We start from the raw sequence: 16,386 nt of genomic DNA, 5'->3' as shown, positions 1-16,386 counted from the left end.
TCATGTTTAAAATCATTTATTCACACTGAATAGCAGTTGTTGCCAATTTAATATGGGGAAATTCTTGATTGTATTTTTCTAAAATAGCATCTTTCTTGTCTTGACCGAACACCATCACCTGTAACTGATTAATTTTATTTTCAGTTAAATTTAGATATGCACAATGCAATGCGATCTGGTTTTGTTTAGCAATTGCCAGTTTTTGATCTTCTGGAATTTGTTCAATTCGATACAATTTTTGCTGTGCTTTACTCAGTTGCGCAAGACTACGCTTTTGTTGCATGGTGAGTAGCTGCTGATGATTAATCCATTGGGCTACATCCATCCGTACACCATTGTAGTCTACAAATATGGGTGAGATGATTTGGCAGCCTGTAATTACAGTAGCAATTAGGCTTATGGCTATTAATTTGAATTGATTCATATTTTTTTGAATCTGAATTTAAGTAGATAATAGAAAAATAACATGAATGAAAGCTACTTTTGTTTAAATATTGACTGAAAGCTTTTAAATCGCTTAAAGACTGAACACTTGTAAAATGCAGGGCTTGACGCTACTCACTGAAATTTAGATAATACGCGCACAGTTTATGGCTATGTAGCTCAGTTGGTTAGAGCACCGCACTCATAATGCGGGGGTCACAGGTTCAAGTCCCGTCATAGCCACCATTTTTATAGACCATGCTCTCAGCATGGTCTCTTTTTTTGTGGGTCAAAAAGGTATAGGTTGATGTCAAATAAAAAATACCAGAAAAAGATTACAAATTATCTTGGATATACTGCTCAATAAATTGATGGGTTGTTTCACTTGAATAGAAAGGTGAGATCAATTGCTCCAGAATCTCCTCTAGCAAGCCTTGTTGTTCTAAAGCCTGAATAATATGCGGCAAGAAACGCAGTGCCTCTTGATGCAAATCATCTTCCTCTAGTCCAACCGAGTGCAATAATTCTTGTAAGTTGTAGTCAGCAAAATAATCATAAAAAACGGCCACAACATCCAAAATCACCTGTTGTAAATATTTGCCTTGTCGCAACTGTCGCCAGGTTTCATAAACCAGAATGAAAAACTCTTCAAAGTCGATAGCTTGGAATTGCGAGAAGATTTCTTTTAAGGTTTTTTGTTTAATATCATTCCATAAGTGCAGGCTGATATCAGCAAGTTCTTCATTGGGCAATACAATGATATTACCCAATTGTTTAACCAGCGTTTGGGCAAATTGTTGCTCAAGCTTGAGTTCAATATTTTGTTGTTGGTCTTGAATAAAATTGAGTATTTTGGAACCCAATCCGTGTTTATGCAGATTAAGTTTGCGTAGATGGTCCAGCCAAGGTGTATTGCTTTCCAGAATTTGGTTGGCTAACTGTAAACTCACAAGTTTGACCTGCGGGTTATGTTGCAAATTATCTTGGATATAGTAACGTAACTGGTCTAGTTCCAGTATCTTGTTCACCCATAATTTAAATGATTCATCTGAAAACAGCTCATTAATTTGAGTATGATTATTAATGGCAAGATGATGGATTCTTTGCGCAATCATCCCGATAAACTCTAGAATTTCCGCGCCTAAATTTAATTCAAAAGCATATTTTTGAACTACATTCTGTAATGATTCAAGCTGAATAAATTGTTTTAATAAAATTTGATCGGAATGGGTATAAATATGATGAACAAATTTTTCGATGTAGTGATTATTTTTTTCTGCTAATAATTGTTTTTTGATAAAACAAGTTTGCTCAAGCATAAGTGCTTGAGCAAACTGTTGAGCAAAGTCCTGCTTAGACACCCGGTGTCCATCCATTAACGATCGGATAGCGACGTTCGCGGCCAAATGAGCGCGGACTAATGCGTGGACCAATCGCAGCTTGACGGCGTTTGTATTCGTTACGATCGACAAGACGAATTACTTTTGCAACCACTTCTTTCTTAAAGCCTTTGGCAATGATGTCATCCTGGCTGCAATCCTCTTCAATATAAGCATAAAGAATCGCATCCAGTACATCATACGCAGGTAAAGAATCTTGGTCTTTTTGATCAGGACGAAGTTCTGCAGAAGGTGGACGGGTAATCACACGTTCAGGAATGACAGGGGTTTCAGAAATACTGTTACGATATTTAGCCAGTTCGAAAACAATGGTTTTATACACATCTTTTAGAACTGCATAACCGCCCACCATATCGCCATACAGCGTGCAATAACCTACAGAAAGTTCTGATTTATTACCGGTTGCCAAGACAAGGTTGCCAAATTTATTCGACAGACCCATCAGTAGGGTACCGCGTGCACGTGCTTGCAGGTTTTCTTCAGTCGTATCTGCAGGGCTGTTACCAAAGAAAGGATACAGGGTTTGCATGAAGCTGTTTACAATCGGATTGATTTCGGCGATACCAAAAGTCACGCCCATATTTTTTGCTTGTGCAGCTGCATCTTCAACACTGATTTGCGCTGTATAGGTATAAGGCATCATCACGGCTTGGACTTTATCTGCACCGATCGCATCAACCGCAATTGCAAGGGTTAATGCCGAGTCAATCCCGCCAGATAAACCTAGAATCACACCCGGAAAACCGGAACGTTGAATATAATCACGCGTTGCTAAAACCAAGCCTTGATAAATTTCAGCCATGGTATCTAAAGCAGGAGTCAGTGTTCCAACTTTATAAGCGTGTTGTTCGGCTTCATATTCAGCGTAATAAAGATCTTCTTTAAAGCTGGGTGCCTGTAAAGCAATGCCGCCGTCTTTATTGATCACAAAACTGGTGCCATCAAAGATAAGATCATCCTGACCACCGACTTGGTTGGTATAGACCAAATTGATGTTCAGTTGTTTAGCCAGCTCGCTCATGGTGGTAAGGCGATGTTGCGGTTTGCCTACTTCATAAGGGGAAGCATTTAAGACTAAAGCGGTTTCAACATTGAGTTGGGATAATTGATGTACGGTATTGAGTGACCAAATATCTTCACAAATCAAAACGCCAAATTTATGACCTAGATATTCAAAAACAAGGTGTTGATGTCCTTCGCTGAAATAACGTTTTTCATCAAAGACACCATAGTTTGGCAAGTTCTGCTTGTTATAAATACCCAGTACTTGTCCATCTTTCATTACGGCAGCCGCATTATAACGGTGGCCATCTTCAGTCTGATTGACAAAACCAAAGACCATTACTATATCTTTTACCTTGCTCAGTTGCTCAAATGCATTTTGAGTACGTTTAGCAAGGCTGGGACGGAGTAACAAATCTTCCGCAGGGTAGCCGACAGTTGAAAGCTCGGGAAAGATAATTAAATCAGCTTTTTGTTTTTTGGCTTCATTTACCTGTGCAAGCATTTTTTGAGCATTTGCTTCGACATTGCCAATATGCGGAGAGAATTGTGCAAGGGCAATTTTAAAACTTTTCATTCCAACTTAATCCTATACCTATAGGGATATATACACAGACTGATGATTTATTATGGCTATTGGTTCAACGCTGTGTACGCGACGACAAACAAATAGAGGTTTAATCAATAATTAGCAATTCGATACTATATACGAATTGCGACATTTATTGAGATAAAAACAAAAAAAAATCCGAATTTAGACAAAAAAACTACAGCGTTAATGAGAGAATGAAAACGCTAGAAAATGGGTGGTTATTGCCAGATAAGATGACATTATTTATGAAAACTATACTGTATATTTTGAATCGGTTATTCGAGGTTGAGAATCGAAAATTAACCCAAGGTGAAAAACAACTTGCGCAATCTGTTTTTGGGATACATTTGCAGCTTGATGCAATCAGAATTGTAGCTCATCGCGGGGTGTTAAAGAATTATGCCATTAGTCCCAATGGTAATATCTATTTCCATCCTCAAAACTGGTGCCAAGATTTCTCTACACTGTCTTTAGCTAAACAGTCCTGGTTAATTCATGAACTCACCCATGTATGGCAAATTCAGCAGGGTTTGGCTGTAGTGCGTAAAGCAATATTTGATCGTAAATATCAGTATGTTTTAGAGCAGGGTAAACTGTTTTTCCAGTACGGGATTGAACAGCAGGCGCAGATGGTTCAGGACTATTTTATTAGAAAATCCCGTGGGCAGGAGTGTCAGGCCTATGAGGATTGTATTCCATTCCTGTCTCAAAAAGCATGATTTTGTGCTGAGCTGAAAACAACAAGGTGCTTCATTAGGGCGTTAAGAATAATTTAATTATTCTTAGTCATAAAAAACCGCCTAAAAAGGCGGTTTTTTAAATCATTAAATTCTTAAAGAATTAACGACCCTGGATGTCACGTTGAACTTCACCTGTGTAAAGTTGACGTGGACGACCGATTTTGTAAGGACCGCTGTGCATTTCTAACCAGTGACTGATCCAGCCAACTGTACGTGCAAGAGCGAAAATTACAGTAAACATTTCAGTCGGGATACCAATCGCTTTTAGAATGATACCTGAGTAGAAGTCTACGTTAGGGTACAAGTTGCGTTTAATGAAGTATTCGTCAGATAACGCAATACGTTCAAGTTCCATAGCAAGCGCAAGTTGTGGATCGTTGATGCCAAGAGCAGCAAGAACTTCATCACAAGTTTCTTTCATTACTTTCGCACGTGGATCGAAGTTTTTATAAACTCGGTGACCGAAGCCCATAAGTTTAACTTCTTTAGTTTTCACTTTTTCCATGAAGTCAGCAACGTTTTCTACAGAGCCGATTTCATCAAGCATCTTAAGAACTGCTTCGTTCGCGCCGCCGTGAGCAGGACCCCATAGTGCAGAGATACCAGCAGCAATACATGCATACGGGTTAGCACCAGTAGAACCAGCTAAACGTACTGTAGACGTAGATGCATTTTGTTCGTGGTCAGCATGAAGCGTGAAGATACGATCCATTGCTTTAGCAAGAATTGGGTCAACTTTGTAATCACGGTCTGCAGGAGTAGCAAACATCATGTACAAGAAGTTTTCAGCGTAGCTCAAATCGTTGCGTGGGTAAACGAACGGTTGACCTACTGTGTATTTGTAGCTCCAGGCTGCAAGAGTTGGAACTTTAGCAATCAAGCGGATTGCTGTAATTTCACGGTGATCAACATTTTCGATGTCTAGGTTGTTGTGATAGAACGCAGAAAGCGCACCCACTACACCAACCATGATCGCCATCGGATGAGCATCGCGACGGAAACCATTGAAGAAACGGCTAACTTGGTCGTGAACCATTGTATGGTTACGAACTTTAGCATCAAATTCTACTTTTTGTTCAGCTGTTGGAAGTTCGCCGTTTAACAACAAGTAGCAAGTTTCTAGGTAGTCTGCTTTAGTCGCTAACTGGTCGATCGGGTAACCCCGGTGTAAAAGAACACCTTTACCACCATCGATGAATGTGATTTTAGATTCACATGCAGCTGTTGCCATAAAACCAGGATCAAAAGTAAAGTGACCTGCGGTCAACACATCTTTAACGTCGATTACATCTGGGCCCAATGTGCCGCTGTAAATTGGTAATTCAATTTCTTTGCCATCAAGCTGTAAAACGGCTTTTTTGCCAGTTGCTTCAGACATTCAATAGATCTCCTGTCCCGGTGAATGTTTTATCCGACTCGTAGTACTAATCTTTTAATGCGCGAATCAGATGGATCAAAAATTTGCTATAAGATTAGTGGGTACTGAAATTTTGTCAATTATACTTATGGATGAAAATAGACACTCTCACTGGGATTTGGTCAAAAATAATCCAGTAGTCATGAGGAAAATATCAGTATCGACGCCGTATAATAAGTCATAAAAAGATAAGTTGCAGAAAAAAATATGCATGCTGTGGGAATTATAAGCAATTTTTAATTGTTAAAAACTCTAGGTATGTTGGTTTTTTAAGAATTGTAAGATGGTTAAACTATTCTAATTCTCATGACTTGCCTATGTTGCCTGAAGAAAAGCATCGCTTTCTTATTCATAATAAAAAGCGATTAATCATATGTAAAAAATCATTCTTTTGTGTAAAAAATAACTTGTTCAAGAGTGAGCAAGTGCTTATTAATTCATCAATTGTATGGAAGGAAGCCATATTTTTGTTTAAAGGTTAAACTAGAGTAAGAATGGAATGTGGAGTTATGCACAGATTAAGTGCTTATTTCTTTTCATGATGTTGCTATTATTTATTTTCAAATAAATACCATATATTTATTTTCTGAATATGGGGTGCTATTGTGATATTTGCCATTATCTAAGGAGATAATAAGTCTTTGCGATGATTTGTTCATCTTTAGTCTAAATATATTTATTTAATTATCCAAACAAAAAACGATCAATCAAATGGTATTTTAATTAATAAAAACCAATCATATAGCTATGTTTTGTTAGATCTATTTTGTCTACTTTAAGGGGGTAATTCATGTTAATGATTCTTATTTAATGATTTTTTGAAGAAAAGGTAAATGGGATTGTTTGTATTTTAATAGTTCACGTTTTATAATTCCCTGTCGTTTTAAGTTTAGGTATTGCTGCATACTGCAAATACCTAACAATGCTAGCTTTCCTTCGAATTAATTCCAACAAACTCCGGATGGAGTTTTTACTTACAGGATGCCCGCTGTGAAAAGCAACAGACCTGTCAATTTGTCCATGGGTCAAGTTTTAGAAGTAAACTTAAAATCCCCTGTGGCTATTGCATCAATTCTACACCGTCTTTCTGGTGTCATCGTATTTTTACTCGTACCGGTACTTTTGTGGCTTTTAGACAAATCATTGTCTTCGGCTGAAGGTTTTGCTCAAGTTCAAGAAATCTTCGGTAGCTTCATTGTGCGCTTCATCGTATGGGTATTTGTAGCCGGTTTAATATTCCACTTTATTGCGGGTGTTAAGCATTTACTTGCAGATAACGGTATTGCCGAAGAACTGCAAAGTGGTCGTATAGCAGCTACTATTTCATTGATCTTGTCTGCGATTGGTATCATCGCAGCATTTGTATGGATTGTTCTATAATGAAAAGTGCTACAGGTTTTACGGGTTCAGGTTCTCGCGATTGGTTTATCCAGCGTGTTAGTGCTGTTGTATTAGCTGTTTATACTGTTGTGGTATTTGGTTGGATTCTCTGCAATGGCGGATTTAACTATGAACAATGGTTTGGCTTTATGATGACATTACCAATGAAGATTTTATCTTTGTTGGCAGTCTTATCTCTTGTCGCACACGCTTGGATCGGCATGTGGCAGGTATTCACGGATTATGTGACTACTCGTCAAATGGGTCCTTCAGCTTCAGGTTTACGCCTAGTGTTGACGTCAGCAGTCATTATTGCTGTATTTGCATATGCAATCTGGGCTATCCAGATTTTTTGGGCGAATTGATAGGAAAATATCATGGGCGCAATAACCCCTAAAGAAGATTATACAAACATTCAACACCTCACTTTTGATGCAGTTATCGTTGGTGGTGGTGGTTCAGGTATGCGTGCTTCATATCAACTTGCTCAAGCAGGTTTGAATGTTGCAGTCCTGACTAAAGTATTCCCGACACGTTCGCACACTGTTGCAGCGCAGGGTGGTATTGGTGCATCTCTTGGTAATATGCAAGAAGATAACTGGCACTATCACTTCTATGACACGGTAAAAGGTTCGGATTGGTTAGGTGACCAAGACGCAATCGAGTTTATGTGCCGTGAAGCGCCTAAAGTTGTTTACGAACTTGAACACATGGGTATGCCATTTGACCGTAACGCAGACGGTACGATTTACCAGCGTCCATTCGGCGGTCACTCTGCAAACTACGGTGAAAAACCGGTTCCACGTGCATGTGCGGCAGCTGACCGTACAGGTCATGCGCTTCTTCATACGCTTTATCAAAGCAACGTGAAAATGGGTACGCAATTCTTCGTAGAATGGATCGCGCTTGATCTGATTCGTAACGAAGCGGGTGATGTACTCGGGGTAACTGCAATTGACCAGGAAACCGGTAATATTGCGGTATTTCAGGCAAAAGCGACATTATTTGCAACAGGTGGTGCGGGTCGTGTTTACCGTGCATCTACCAATGCGTATATCAACACTGGTGACGGTCTTGGTATGGCAGCGCGTTCTGGCATTCCATTACAAGATATGGAATTCTGGCAGTTCCACCCAACAGGTGTTGCGGGCGCAGGCGTATTGTTGACTGAAGGCTGTCGTGGTGAGGGTGCAATCCTTCGTAACAAAGACGGCGAACCGTTTATGGAACGTTATGCTCCGACTTTGAAAGACTTGGCACCGCGTGACTTCGTATCACGTTCTATGGACCAGGAAATCAAAGAAGGTCGTGGTTGTGGTCCTAAAGGTGATTATATCTTGCTTGATATGACGCATCTGGGTGCTGATACCATTATGAAACGTCTTCCATCTGTATTTGAGATTGGTAAGAAGTTTGCAAACGTAGACATCACCAAAGAACCAATTCCTGTTGTGCCGACAATCCATTATCAAATGGGTGGTATTCCAACGAATATTCATGGGCAAGTTGTTGTTCCTGAAGGTGCTTCGGATACTAACTTTGAAGCAGGTTACGATAAAAGTGGTGACGTTTACTCAAGCAATGGCGGTGAGCGTAACTATACAAAACCTGTTAAAGGCTTCTATGCAATTGGTGAATGTTCTTGCGTGTCTGTACATGGTGCAAACCGTTTAGGCACGAACTCACTGCTTGACTTGGTTGTATTTGGTAAGGCTGCCGGCGAACACATCATCGATTACGTGACTAAACATCATGGTGATGAGTATCAACCGCTTCCGACTACTGTGTTTGAAAATACAAGAAAACGTATTCGTCATTTGGATGAGTCAACTTCGGGTGAAAATGCTCAAGAAGTTGCAGATGCAATTCGTGATATCGTTCAAGATCATGCCGGTGTATTCCGTACTCAAGCATTACTTGATGAAGGCGTGAAACAGATTCTTGCGATTGAACCACGTGTTCGCAACATTCATTTAAAAGACAAATCTAAAGTATTTAACACTGCACGTGTTGAAGCTCTAGAAGTTGAAAACTTGTATGAAGTTGCTAAAGCGACCTTGATTTCGGCTGCTGCACGTAAAGAATGTCGTGGTGCACATACTGTTGTTGATTATGAATTGCCAGCAGATCACCCAACTTATTCTTACGGCCGTCGTGATGATGAATGGATGAAGCATACTTTATGGTTCTCTTCAGACAATCGTCTTGAGTACAAACCAGTCCGTTACAAGCCAGTATCGGTTGATGCGATTCCACCAGCACCACGTACATTCTAATCGGGAGAATAAAGATGAGTAGAGGTATCCGTACATTCCATATCTACCGCTATGATCCTGATAAGGATAAAGCACCGTACATGCAAACTTTTAAACTTGAGTTGACTGACAAGCACCGTATGTTGCTTGACGCTCTTCTTGCGTTGAAAATACAAGACGAATCTTTAACGTTCCGTCGTTCATGTCGTGAAGGTATTTGTGGTTCTGATGGCGTAAACATCAACGGTAAAAACGGTTTGGCTTGTTTGTGGAATCTGAACGATTTACCAAACGAAATCACCATTCGTCCTTTACCAGGTTTACCTGTAGTAAAAGACTTGGTTGTTGATATGAACCAGTTCTACGATCAGTACAACAAAATTCATCCATTCTTGATCAATAATCAGCCTGCACCAGCGAAGGAGCGTTTACAGTCTCCTGAAGAACGCGAGCATTTAAACGGTCTGTATGAATGTATTCTTTGTGCATGTTGTTCAACTGCATGCCCATCATTCTGGTGGAACCCGGATAAATTCTTGGGTCCTTCAGCATTGTTGAATGCATACCGTTTCATTATTGATTCTCGTGATACAGCGACACAAGATCGTTTGGCTCGTCTAGATGATCCATTCAGCTTGTTCCGTTGTAAGGGTATTATGAACTGTGTATCTGTTTGTCCTAAAGGTTTGAATCCAACTAAAGCGATCGGTCACATCCGTAGCATGTTGTTAGATCAAGCTGGCTAATCTGTACCAGTCAAAGAAAGCACACCTTAAGGTGTGCTTTTTTTATGTTTTGAATATCATAATCATTTATAGATTTATGCAAAAAATGTATGTAATTGGGGAGGGATTATTTGTTGGCGCTGAAGCAAATGACTGGAATCGTTTAAAATTAACCTTAAATGACATTAAAGCTTCATTGAATTGTAGTTAAGTTGTTCGAATCGACAATTAAAGCGCCAATCTTAAGTTTCAATCTGCAAAGTTGAGATTAAAATGTTACCATATGGCGTAAATAAAGAGGGCCAGTTTAAATATTGCGCTCTCTTTTGTTGTATTTAAATTGTTGGCTTGGGACTATGGTCTACATTGAAACCAATTATTAAATAAAGCACCATATGTTAAAGGAAAATGGGAAGGATGTATTTCGCTAATTTATGAGAGGTATGTGTCAAAAAAATCAATTGTAACTAGATATCATGTTACGATTTGATACATCGTTATATTTAAAAAAAGCGCCTTGTTTATGTACATTTTTTCAACATTTTAGAGTGTATATAAGGGGTATAAATAAAGATTAATCGTTTTAGAAAAAATAGGTCGCGTAGTTATTTTTTCTAAGTCGATTTGCAAAAAATTGCTCGGTTTCGGTCGAGTATTTAAATGAGTGATGATGCCAATGAGGGCGTTATGATTCATTATTCACATTAGGTTATTCCTGATGTAGTGATAACGCCTCATGGCTTATGCCTGATGGGGACTAATGTCATGTTACCAATTTGACATTATTAATCATGGGTTCGCTTAAAAAGCATCCTGAAAATGTTTTTGCAATAGGAAATGGGTCCACAAATGCAAGAAGTTGCTGACGCACTGCGTCTTGACACTGAACTAAGCGCTGACAGTGCAGCGTATATTGAAGAACTTTATGAACATTATTTGACGTCACCAGACTCAGTTGGAGCTGACTGGCGCGAATATTTCGATAAATTCCCTAAAGGTGATCAACCACATAGCAATGTACGTGAGCAATTCCTTTTATTAGGTCGCAATTCAAGCCGCGTACAGCCTGTTGTTCAAAGTTCTGTAAGTTCTGAGCATGAACGTCGTCAAATTGGCGTTTTACAGCTGATTGCTGCCTATCGTAATCGTGGTCATCAAAAAGCAAAATTGGATCCATTAGGTTTGGCAAAACGTGAAGATGTGCCTGATCTTGATCTTGCTACGCACGGTTTGACTAAATCTGATCTCGATACAGTATTTAATACAGGCAACCTTGCACTGGGTAAAAGAGAAGCTACGCTTGGTGAAATGGTTGAAGCAATGGAAGCCGTTTATTGCGGTTCTGTTGGTACTGAATACATGCATATTGTTGACACTAAAGAGAAACGTTGGATTCAACAACGTCTTGAAGGTGCGAAAGGTCAATTTAATTTTACTGCAGAACAGAAAAAACATTTCCTTGAGCGTTTAACTGCAGCCGAGGGCCTAGAAAAATTCCTAGGTAATAAATACGTGGGTGCTAAACGTTTCGGTGTTGAAGGCGGTGAATCATTCATCCCGATGGTCAACGAAATTATTCAGCGTGCCGGCTCTGTGGGTTGTAAAGAAGTTGTGATTGGTATGCCACACCGTGGTCGTCTCAACCTTCTAGTCAACATCATGGGTAAAAACCCGGCAGATCTTTTTGGTGAATTTGAAGGTAAATCAATTCATAAAAAAGGTTCGGGTGACGTTAAATATCACCAGGGTTTCTCCTCTAACGTGATGACAGCGGGTGGTGAAGTTCACTTGGCATTGGCGTTTAACCCTTCACATTTGGAAATCGTGGGACCTGTAGTTGAAGGTTCGGTACGTGCTCGTCAAGTACGCCGTCGCGATATCGGTGGTGATGATGTATTGCCAATTATTGTACATGGTGATGCAGCATTTGCAGGTCAAGGTGTAAACCAAGAAACCTTCCAGATGTCACAAACTCGTGGTTATACCGTGGGTGGTACAGTTCATATTGTGGTGAATAACCAAGTGGGCTTCACAACCTCTGATCCACGTGATGCACGTTCTACAGAATACTGTACCGATATCGCAAAAATGATTCAGGCACCGGTATTCCACGTGAATGGCGATGATCCTGAAGCTGTGATTTTCGTGACTCAATTGGCGCATGACTTCCGTCATACATTCCGTAAAGACGTTGTGATTGACATGTTCTGCTACCGTCGTCGCGGCCATAACGAAGCAGATGAGCCAGCAGCAACACAGCCAATGATGTATCAAGTGATCAACAAGAAAGTGACTACCCGTGCACTTTATGCCGATCAACTGGTTAAAGAAGGTGTACTTGATCGTGCCGCTGCTGATCAAATGGTTGAAAACTACCGTTCAGATCTTGAAGCCGGTAAGCACGTTGCTAATGCTTTGGTACTTGAACCAAATACGAAAATGTTTGTGGATTGGGCCCCTTATTTAGGTCACGAATACACAGATGTTTGGGATACAACTTTCCCAATCGAACGCTTAAAAGAACTTGGCACTAAAATGCGCGAGCTTCCTGAAGGCTTCGTGATGCAACGTCAAGTCGCGAAAGTGATTGATGAACGCTTAAAAATGCAGACCGGTGAAATGCCATTGAACTGGGGGGCAGCTGAAACTTTAGCCTATGCAACCTTGCTTGATGAAACCTACATGGTGCGTATTACTGGTGAAGACGTTGGTCGTGGTACCTTCTCACATCGTCATGCGAAACTGCATAACCAGGTGGATGGTTCAACTTATATTCCGCTTTGTCATATCAAAGAGAACCAGCCGCGCACTGCAATTTATGACTCACTCTTGTCTGAGATGGCCGTACTTGCATTTGAATATGGCTATGCAACTACAATTCCACACGGTTTAATTATTTGGGAAGCACAATTTGGTGACTTCGCGAACTGTGCGCAAGTAGTAATTGACCAATTTATTGCTTCAGGCGAAACCAAATGGGAACGCGTATGTGGTTTAACCATGTTGCTTCCACACGGTTATGAAGGTCAGGGTCCAGAGCATTCATCTGCACGTTTAGAGCGTTTCTTACAGTTATGTGCTGAAGACAACATGCAAGTGATTACACCAACGACACCTGCACAGATTTTCCATGCTTTACGTCGTCAAGCGATTCGTCCAATCCGTAAGCCATTGATCGTGACTTCACCGAAGTCATTGCTTCGTCACAAACTTGCAACGTCTACGTTGGAAGAGCTTGCAACTGGTACATTCCAGACGGTAATTGATGAGGTAGATCAAATCAATCACGCTGACGTGACTCGTTTAGTCCTGTGTGGCGGTAAGGTTTATTACGATTTACTTGAAAAACGCCGTGCAGAAAATCTAGATAACACTGCAATCGTTCGTATTGAACAATTGTATCCATACCCAGAACAACGTATTGCTGAAGTACTTGCTTCTTATCCAAACCTAAAAGAAGTGGTCTGGACTCAAGAAGAGCCGAAAAACCAAGGTGCTTGGTTATTCATCGCGCCGCGTCTATATGACGATGTGATGAAATCTGCTAAACAAGTCCGTATTAGTTACGCAGGCCGTCCAGCTTCTGCTGCGCCAGCTTGTGGTTCACCATATTTGCATGCAAAACAACAAGCTCAGCTAGTAAATGACGCATTGGCGATCGTAGCTGAACAATCAGGAGATTCTAAATAATGGCAACCGAAATTAAAGCACCGGTATTTCCAGAGTCAGTTGCAGACGGTACGATTGCAACTTGGCACAAACAACCAGGTGAAGCTGTATCACGTGATGAAGTGATCTGCGATATTGAAACCGATAAAGTTGTTTTAGAAGTTGTTGCTCCTGCTGACGGTACAATCGCTACCATCATTAAAGGTGAAGGCGAAACTGTTCTTTCTAACGAAGTGATTGCACAGTTTGAAGAAGGTGCTGTGTCTGGTGCTGCTCAAACTCAAGCAGTTCAGTCTGAAGGACAAGTTGAACAAGCTGCATCTAAAACAGAAGCGGGTGCTGCACCTGTTGTCGAGCGTGCTCAACCGGTTGCTGACCAAGCGCCTGCGGTACGTAAAGCATTAACTGAAACGGGTATTGCTGCTGGTGATGTTACCGGTACTGGTCGCGGTGGCCGTATCACTAAAGAAGATGTTGCAAGTCATCAAACTAAACCAGCGGCTCCTGCTGCTGCACCATTAAGCGTTGCTATTGGTGAGCGTATCGAAAAACGTGTTCCAATGACTCGTTTACGTAAACGTGTTGCTGAACGTCTTCTTGCTGCAACACAAAGCACTGCAATGTTGACGACATTTAACGAAGTGAACATGAAACCAATCATGGAAATGCGTGCTCAATATAAAGATGCATTCGAGAAACGTCATGGTGCACGTCTTGGCTTCATGTCATTCTTTGTTAAAGCTGCAACTGAAGCACTTAAACGCTACCCAGCGGTAAATGCTTCAATTGATGGCGACGATATCGTGTATCACGGTTACTATGACATCGGTGTTGCTGTATCTTCTGAGCGTGGTTTAGTGGTTCCTGTACTTCGTGATACAGATCGCATGAACTATGCTGAAGTTGAAAATGGCATCCGTGCGTTTGCTGGTAAAGCACGTGACGGTAAATTGGGCATTGAAGACATGACTGGTGGTACGTTCACTATTACTAATGGTGGTACTTTCGGTTCATTGTTATCGACTCCTATCTTGAACACGCCACAAACTGCAATCTTGGGTATGCATAAAATCCAGGAACGTCCAATGGCTGTAAATGGTCAAGTAGAAATTTTACCAATGATGTACTTGGCGCTTTCTTATGACCACCGTTTAATCGATGGTAAAGAAGCTGTAGGTTTCCTTGTGGCAATTAAAGAATTGTTAGAAGAGCCAGCTCGTCTTATCCTTGATCTTTAATTCTAAAGAATAAATCCATGGGCTTAGGGCGATCCTCTAAGCCCATTTTTGGAGATAAAAATGTCTCAACAGTTTGACTTAGTAGTAATTGGCGGTGGACCAGGTGGTTATGAAGCAGCAATTCGTGCGGCTCAACTTGGTTTCAAAGTTGCTTGTATCGAAAAACGTATTCATAAAGGCAAACCATCTTTGGGTGGTACATGCTTAAACGTGGGTTGTATCCCGTCTAAAGCTTTACTTGATTCTTCACATCGCTATGAAGATACCGTTCAGCATTTAGATGACCATGGCATTACGACCGGTGAAGTTAAATTTGATCTTGCTAAAATGCTGGCTCGTAAAGACAAAGTTGTAGATCAGTTGACTGGTGGTATCGATCAATTACTTAAAGGTAATGGTATCGAGTGGTTAAAGGGTACCGGTAAACTGCTTGCAGGTAAAAAAGTAGAATTTATTTCTCACGAAGGTGAAACTCAAGTTTTAGAGCCTAAATACGTGATTCTTGCGACAGGTTCTGTACCAATTAACATTCCTTCAGCTCCTGTAGATCAAGACTTAATCGTTGATTCTACTGGCGCGCTTGAATTCCCAGAAGTACCTAAGCGTTTAGGTGTGATTGGTGCTGGTGTTATCGGCCTTGAGCTGGGTTCAGTCTGGCGTCGTTTGGGTGCGGAAGTTGTTGTATTTGAAGCAATGGATGCATTCTTGCCAATGGCTGATAAAGCTTTGGCAAAAGACTTCCAAAAACTGTTGACTAAGCAAGGTATGGATATCCGTATCGGTGCGAAAGTTGCAGGTACTGAAATCAACGGTCGTGAAGTAACGGTTAAATATAACCAAGCTGGCGAAGACAAAACTGAAATTTTCGATAAATTGATCGTTTGTGTAGGTCGCCGTGCCTATGCTGAAGGTTTATTGGCTGATGATTCAGGCATTAAATTAACTGAACGCGGTTTGGTTGAAGTAAACGATTGGTGTGCAACTTCTGTTGAAGGCGTATACGCAATTGGTGACTTGGTACGTGGTCCAATGCTTGCACATAAAGCAATGGAAGAAGGCGTAATGGCAGTTGAACGTATTCATGGTCATGCTGCTCAAGTGAACTATGACACGATTATTTCTGTCATTTACACACATCCAGAAGCGGCGTGGGTAGGTTTAACAGAACAGCAAGCGACTGAAAAAGGTCACGAAGTTAAAACTGGTCAATTCGGTTTTGCTGTGAATGGTCGAGCACTCGCTGCTGGTGAAGGTGCCGGTTTCGTTAAGTTTGTTGCTGATGCAAAAACAGATCGTCTACTCGGTATGCACGTGATTGGACCTGCTGCGTCTGACATCGTTCACCAAGGTATGATCGCACTTGAGTTTGTATCTTCAGTTGAAGATCTACAGTTGATGACTTTTGGTCACCCAACATTCTCTGAAGTGGTTCATGAAGCTGCACTGGCAGTGGATGGACGAGCGATTCACGCGATTCAGCGTAAGCGTAAATAAGATGAGTAAAAGAGCGACTTAGGTCGCTCTTTTTACATTTGATGGTTGTTT

General features: G+C 40.8%; 12 protein-coding genes and 1 tRNA gene. 9 read left to right on the top strand and 4 right to left on the bottom strand.

Annotated features, from left to right (window positions below):
• Positions 1 to 16 precede the first annotated feature (16 nt).
• The gene (locus E0H89_RS01375) at positions 17 to 424 is read right to left on the bottom strand and encodes a hypothetical protein (RefSeq protein WP_165493994.1); all 408 of its coding nucleotides are present in this window, start codon (positions 422 to 424) and stop codon (positions 17 to 19) included.
• 168 nt (positions 425 to 592) lie between these two features.
• On the opposite strand from E0H89_RS01375, the gene E0H89_RS01370 reads away from it, so the two are divergent.
• Positions 593 to 669 (top strand) — tRNA-Met (locus E0H89_RS01370).
• Between the two features lie 89 nt (positions 670 to 758).
• Here E0H89_RS01370 and E0H89_RS01365 read toward each other — a convergent pair.
• Positions 759 to 1,784, bottom strand: coding sequence for a hypothetical protein (locus E0H89_RS01365; RefSeq protein ID WP_250697807.1), 1,026 nt, complete (start codon positions 1,782 to 1,784; stop codon positions 759 to 761).
• Positions 1,777 to 3,402, bottom strand: a complete 1,626-nt coding sequence (locus tag E0H89_RS01360) for an NAD+ synthase (protein WP_131213903.1) — start codon at positions 3,400 to 3,402, stop codon at positions 1,777 to 1,779. The genes E0H89_RS01365 and E0H89_RS01360 overlap by 8 nt, the downstream gene beginning before the upstream one ends.
• 248 nt (positions 3,403 to 3,650) lie before the next feature.
• Here E0H89_RS01360 and E0H89_RS01355 point away from each other — a divergent pair, with 248 nt between their 5' ends.
• Positions 3,651 to 4,136, top strand: coding sequence for a type IV secretion protein Rhs (locus tag E0H89_RS01355; RefSeq protein WP_131214029.1), 486 nt, complete (start codon positions 3,651 to 3,653; stop codon positions 4,134 to 4,136).
• Positions 4,137 to 4,257: 121 nt separating this feature from the next.
• On the opposite strand, the gene gltA is transcribed toward E0H89_RS01355, so the two are convergent.
• A complete protein-coding gene (gene gltA, locus E0H89_RS01350; protein ID WP_131213901.1) occupies positions 4,258 to 5,535 on the bottom strand; it encodes a citrate synthase in 1,278 nt (425 codons plus the stop codon).
• Positions 5,536 to 6,555: 1,020 nt separating this feature from the next.
• Here gltA and sdhC point away from each other — a divergent pair.
• From sdhC to lpdA, 7 genes are all read left to right on the top strand, one after another.
• Positions 6,556 to 6,954, top strand: coding sequence for a succinate dehydrogenase, cytochrome b556 subunit (gene sdhC / locus E0H89_RS01345; protein ID WP_131213899.1), 399 nt, complete (start codon positions 6,556 to 6,558; stop codon positions 6,952 to 6,954).
• Complete coding sequence (gene sdhD, locus E0H89_RS01340) at positions 6,954 to 7,319, top strand: succinate dehydrogenase, hydrophobic membrane anchor protein (RefSeq protein ID WP_053579839.1); 366 nt, start codon at positions 6,954 to 6,956, stop codon at positions 7,317 to 7,319. The genes sdhC and sdhD overlap by 1 nt, the downstream gene beginning before the upstream one ends.
• A 12-nt stretch (positions 7,320 to 7,331) precedes the next feature.
• Positions 7,332 to 9,230 carry an FAD-binding protein gene (locus tag E0H89_RS01335; protein ID WP_131213897.1) on the top strand — a complete coding sequence of 633 codons (1,899 nt, stop codon included), beginning with the start codon at positions 7,332 to 7,334 and terminating at the stop codon, positions 9,228 to 9,230.
• Positions 9,231 to 9,244: 14 nt separating this feature from the next.
• A complete protein-coding gene (locus tag E0H89_RS01330; protein ID WP_131213895.1) occupies positions 9,245 to 9,955 on the top strand; it encodes a succinate dehydrogenase iron-sulfur subunit in 711 nt (236 codons plus the stop codon).
• Positions 9,956 to 10,783: 828 nt separating this feature from the next.
• Complete coding sequence (locus E0H89_RS01325) at positions 10,784 to 13,624, top strand: 2-oxoglutarate dehydrogenase E1 component (protein ID WP_131213894.1); 2,841 nt, start codon at positions 10,784 to 10,786, stop codon at positions 13,622 to 13,624.
• The gene (gene odhB, locus E0H89_RS01320; RefSeq protein WP_131213892.1) at positions 13,624 to 14,841 is read left to right on the top strand and encodes a 2-oxoglutarate dehydrogenase complex dihydrolipoyllysine-residue succinyltransferase; all 1,218 of its coding nucleotides are present in this window, start codon (positions 13,624 to 13,626) and stop codon (positions 14,839 to 14,841) included. Before E0H89_RS01325 ends, odhB begins: the two co-directional genes overlap by 1 nt.
• 60 nt (positions 14,842 to 14,901) lie before the next feature.
• Positions 14,902 to 16,335: a dihydrolipoyl dehydrogenase gene (gene lpdA / locus E0H89_RS01315; protein WP_131213890.1), complete on the top strand. Its 1,434-nt coding sequence runs from the start codon at positions 14,902 to 14,904 to the stop codon at positions 16,333 to 16,335.
• Positions 16,336 to 16,386: the final 51 nt, after the last annotated feature.

It is taken from the genome of Acinetobacter sp. ANC 3781, from assembly GCF_004331285.1.
Classification (GTDB): Bacteria; Pseudomonadota; Gammaproteobacteria; order Pseudomonadales; family Moraxellaceae; genus Acinetobacter.
This window is presented reverse-complemented; position numbering and strand designations above follow the sequence as displayed.

Coding starts and splice junctions, on each gene's coding strand:
- lpdA (WP_131213890.1), top strand. CDS start 14,902: ATGTCTCAACAGTTTGACTTAGTAGTAATTGGCGGTGGACCAGGTGGT.
- E0H89_RS01360 (WP_131213903.1), bottom strand. CDS start 3,402: ATGAAAAGTTTTAAAATTGCCCTTGCACAATTCTCTCCGCATATTGGC.
- E0H89_RS01375 (WP_165493994.1), bottom strand. CDS start 424: ATGAATCAATTCAAATTAATAGCCATAAGCCTAATTGCTACTGTAATT.
- odhB (WP_131213892.1), top strand. CDS start 13,624: ATGGCAACCGAAATTAAAGCACCGGTATTTCCAGAGTCAGTTGCAGAC.
- E0H89_RS01325 (WP_131213894.1), top strand. CDS start 10,784: ATGCAAGAAGTTGCTGACGCACTGCGTCTTGACACTGAACTAAGCGCT.
- E0H89_RS01335 (WP_131213897.1), top strand. CDS start 7,332: ATGGGCGCAATAACCCCTAAAGAAGATTATACAAACATTCAACACCTC.
- gltA (WP_131213901.1), bottom strand. CDS start 5,535: ATGTCTGAAGCAACTGGCAAAAAAGCCGTTTTACAGCTTGATGGCAAA.
- E0H89_RS01330 (WP_131213895.1), top strand. CDS start 9,245: ATGAGTAGAGGTATCCGTACATTCCATATCTACCGCTATGATCCTGAT.
- sdhC (WP_131213899.1), top strand. CDS start 6,556: ATGCCCGCTGTGAAAAGCAACAGACCTGTCAATTTGTCCATGGGTCAA.
- E0H89_RS01355 (WP_131214029.1), top strand. CDS start 3,651: ATGACATTATTTATGAAAACTATACTGTATATTTTGAATCGGTTATTC.
- sdhD (WP_053579839.1), top strand. CDS start 6,954: ATGAAAAGTGCTACAGGTTTTACGGGTTCAGGTTCTCGCGATTGGTTT.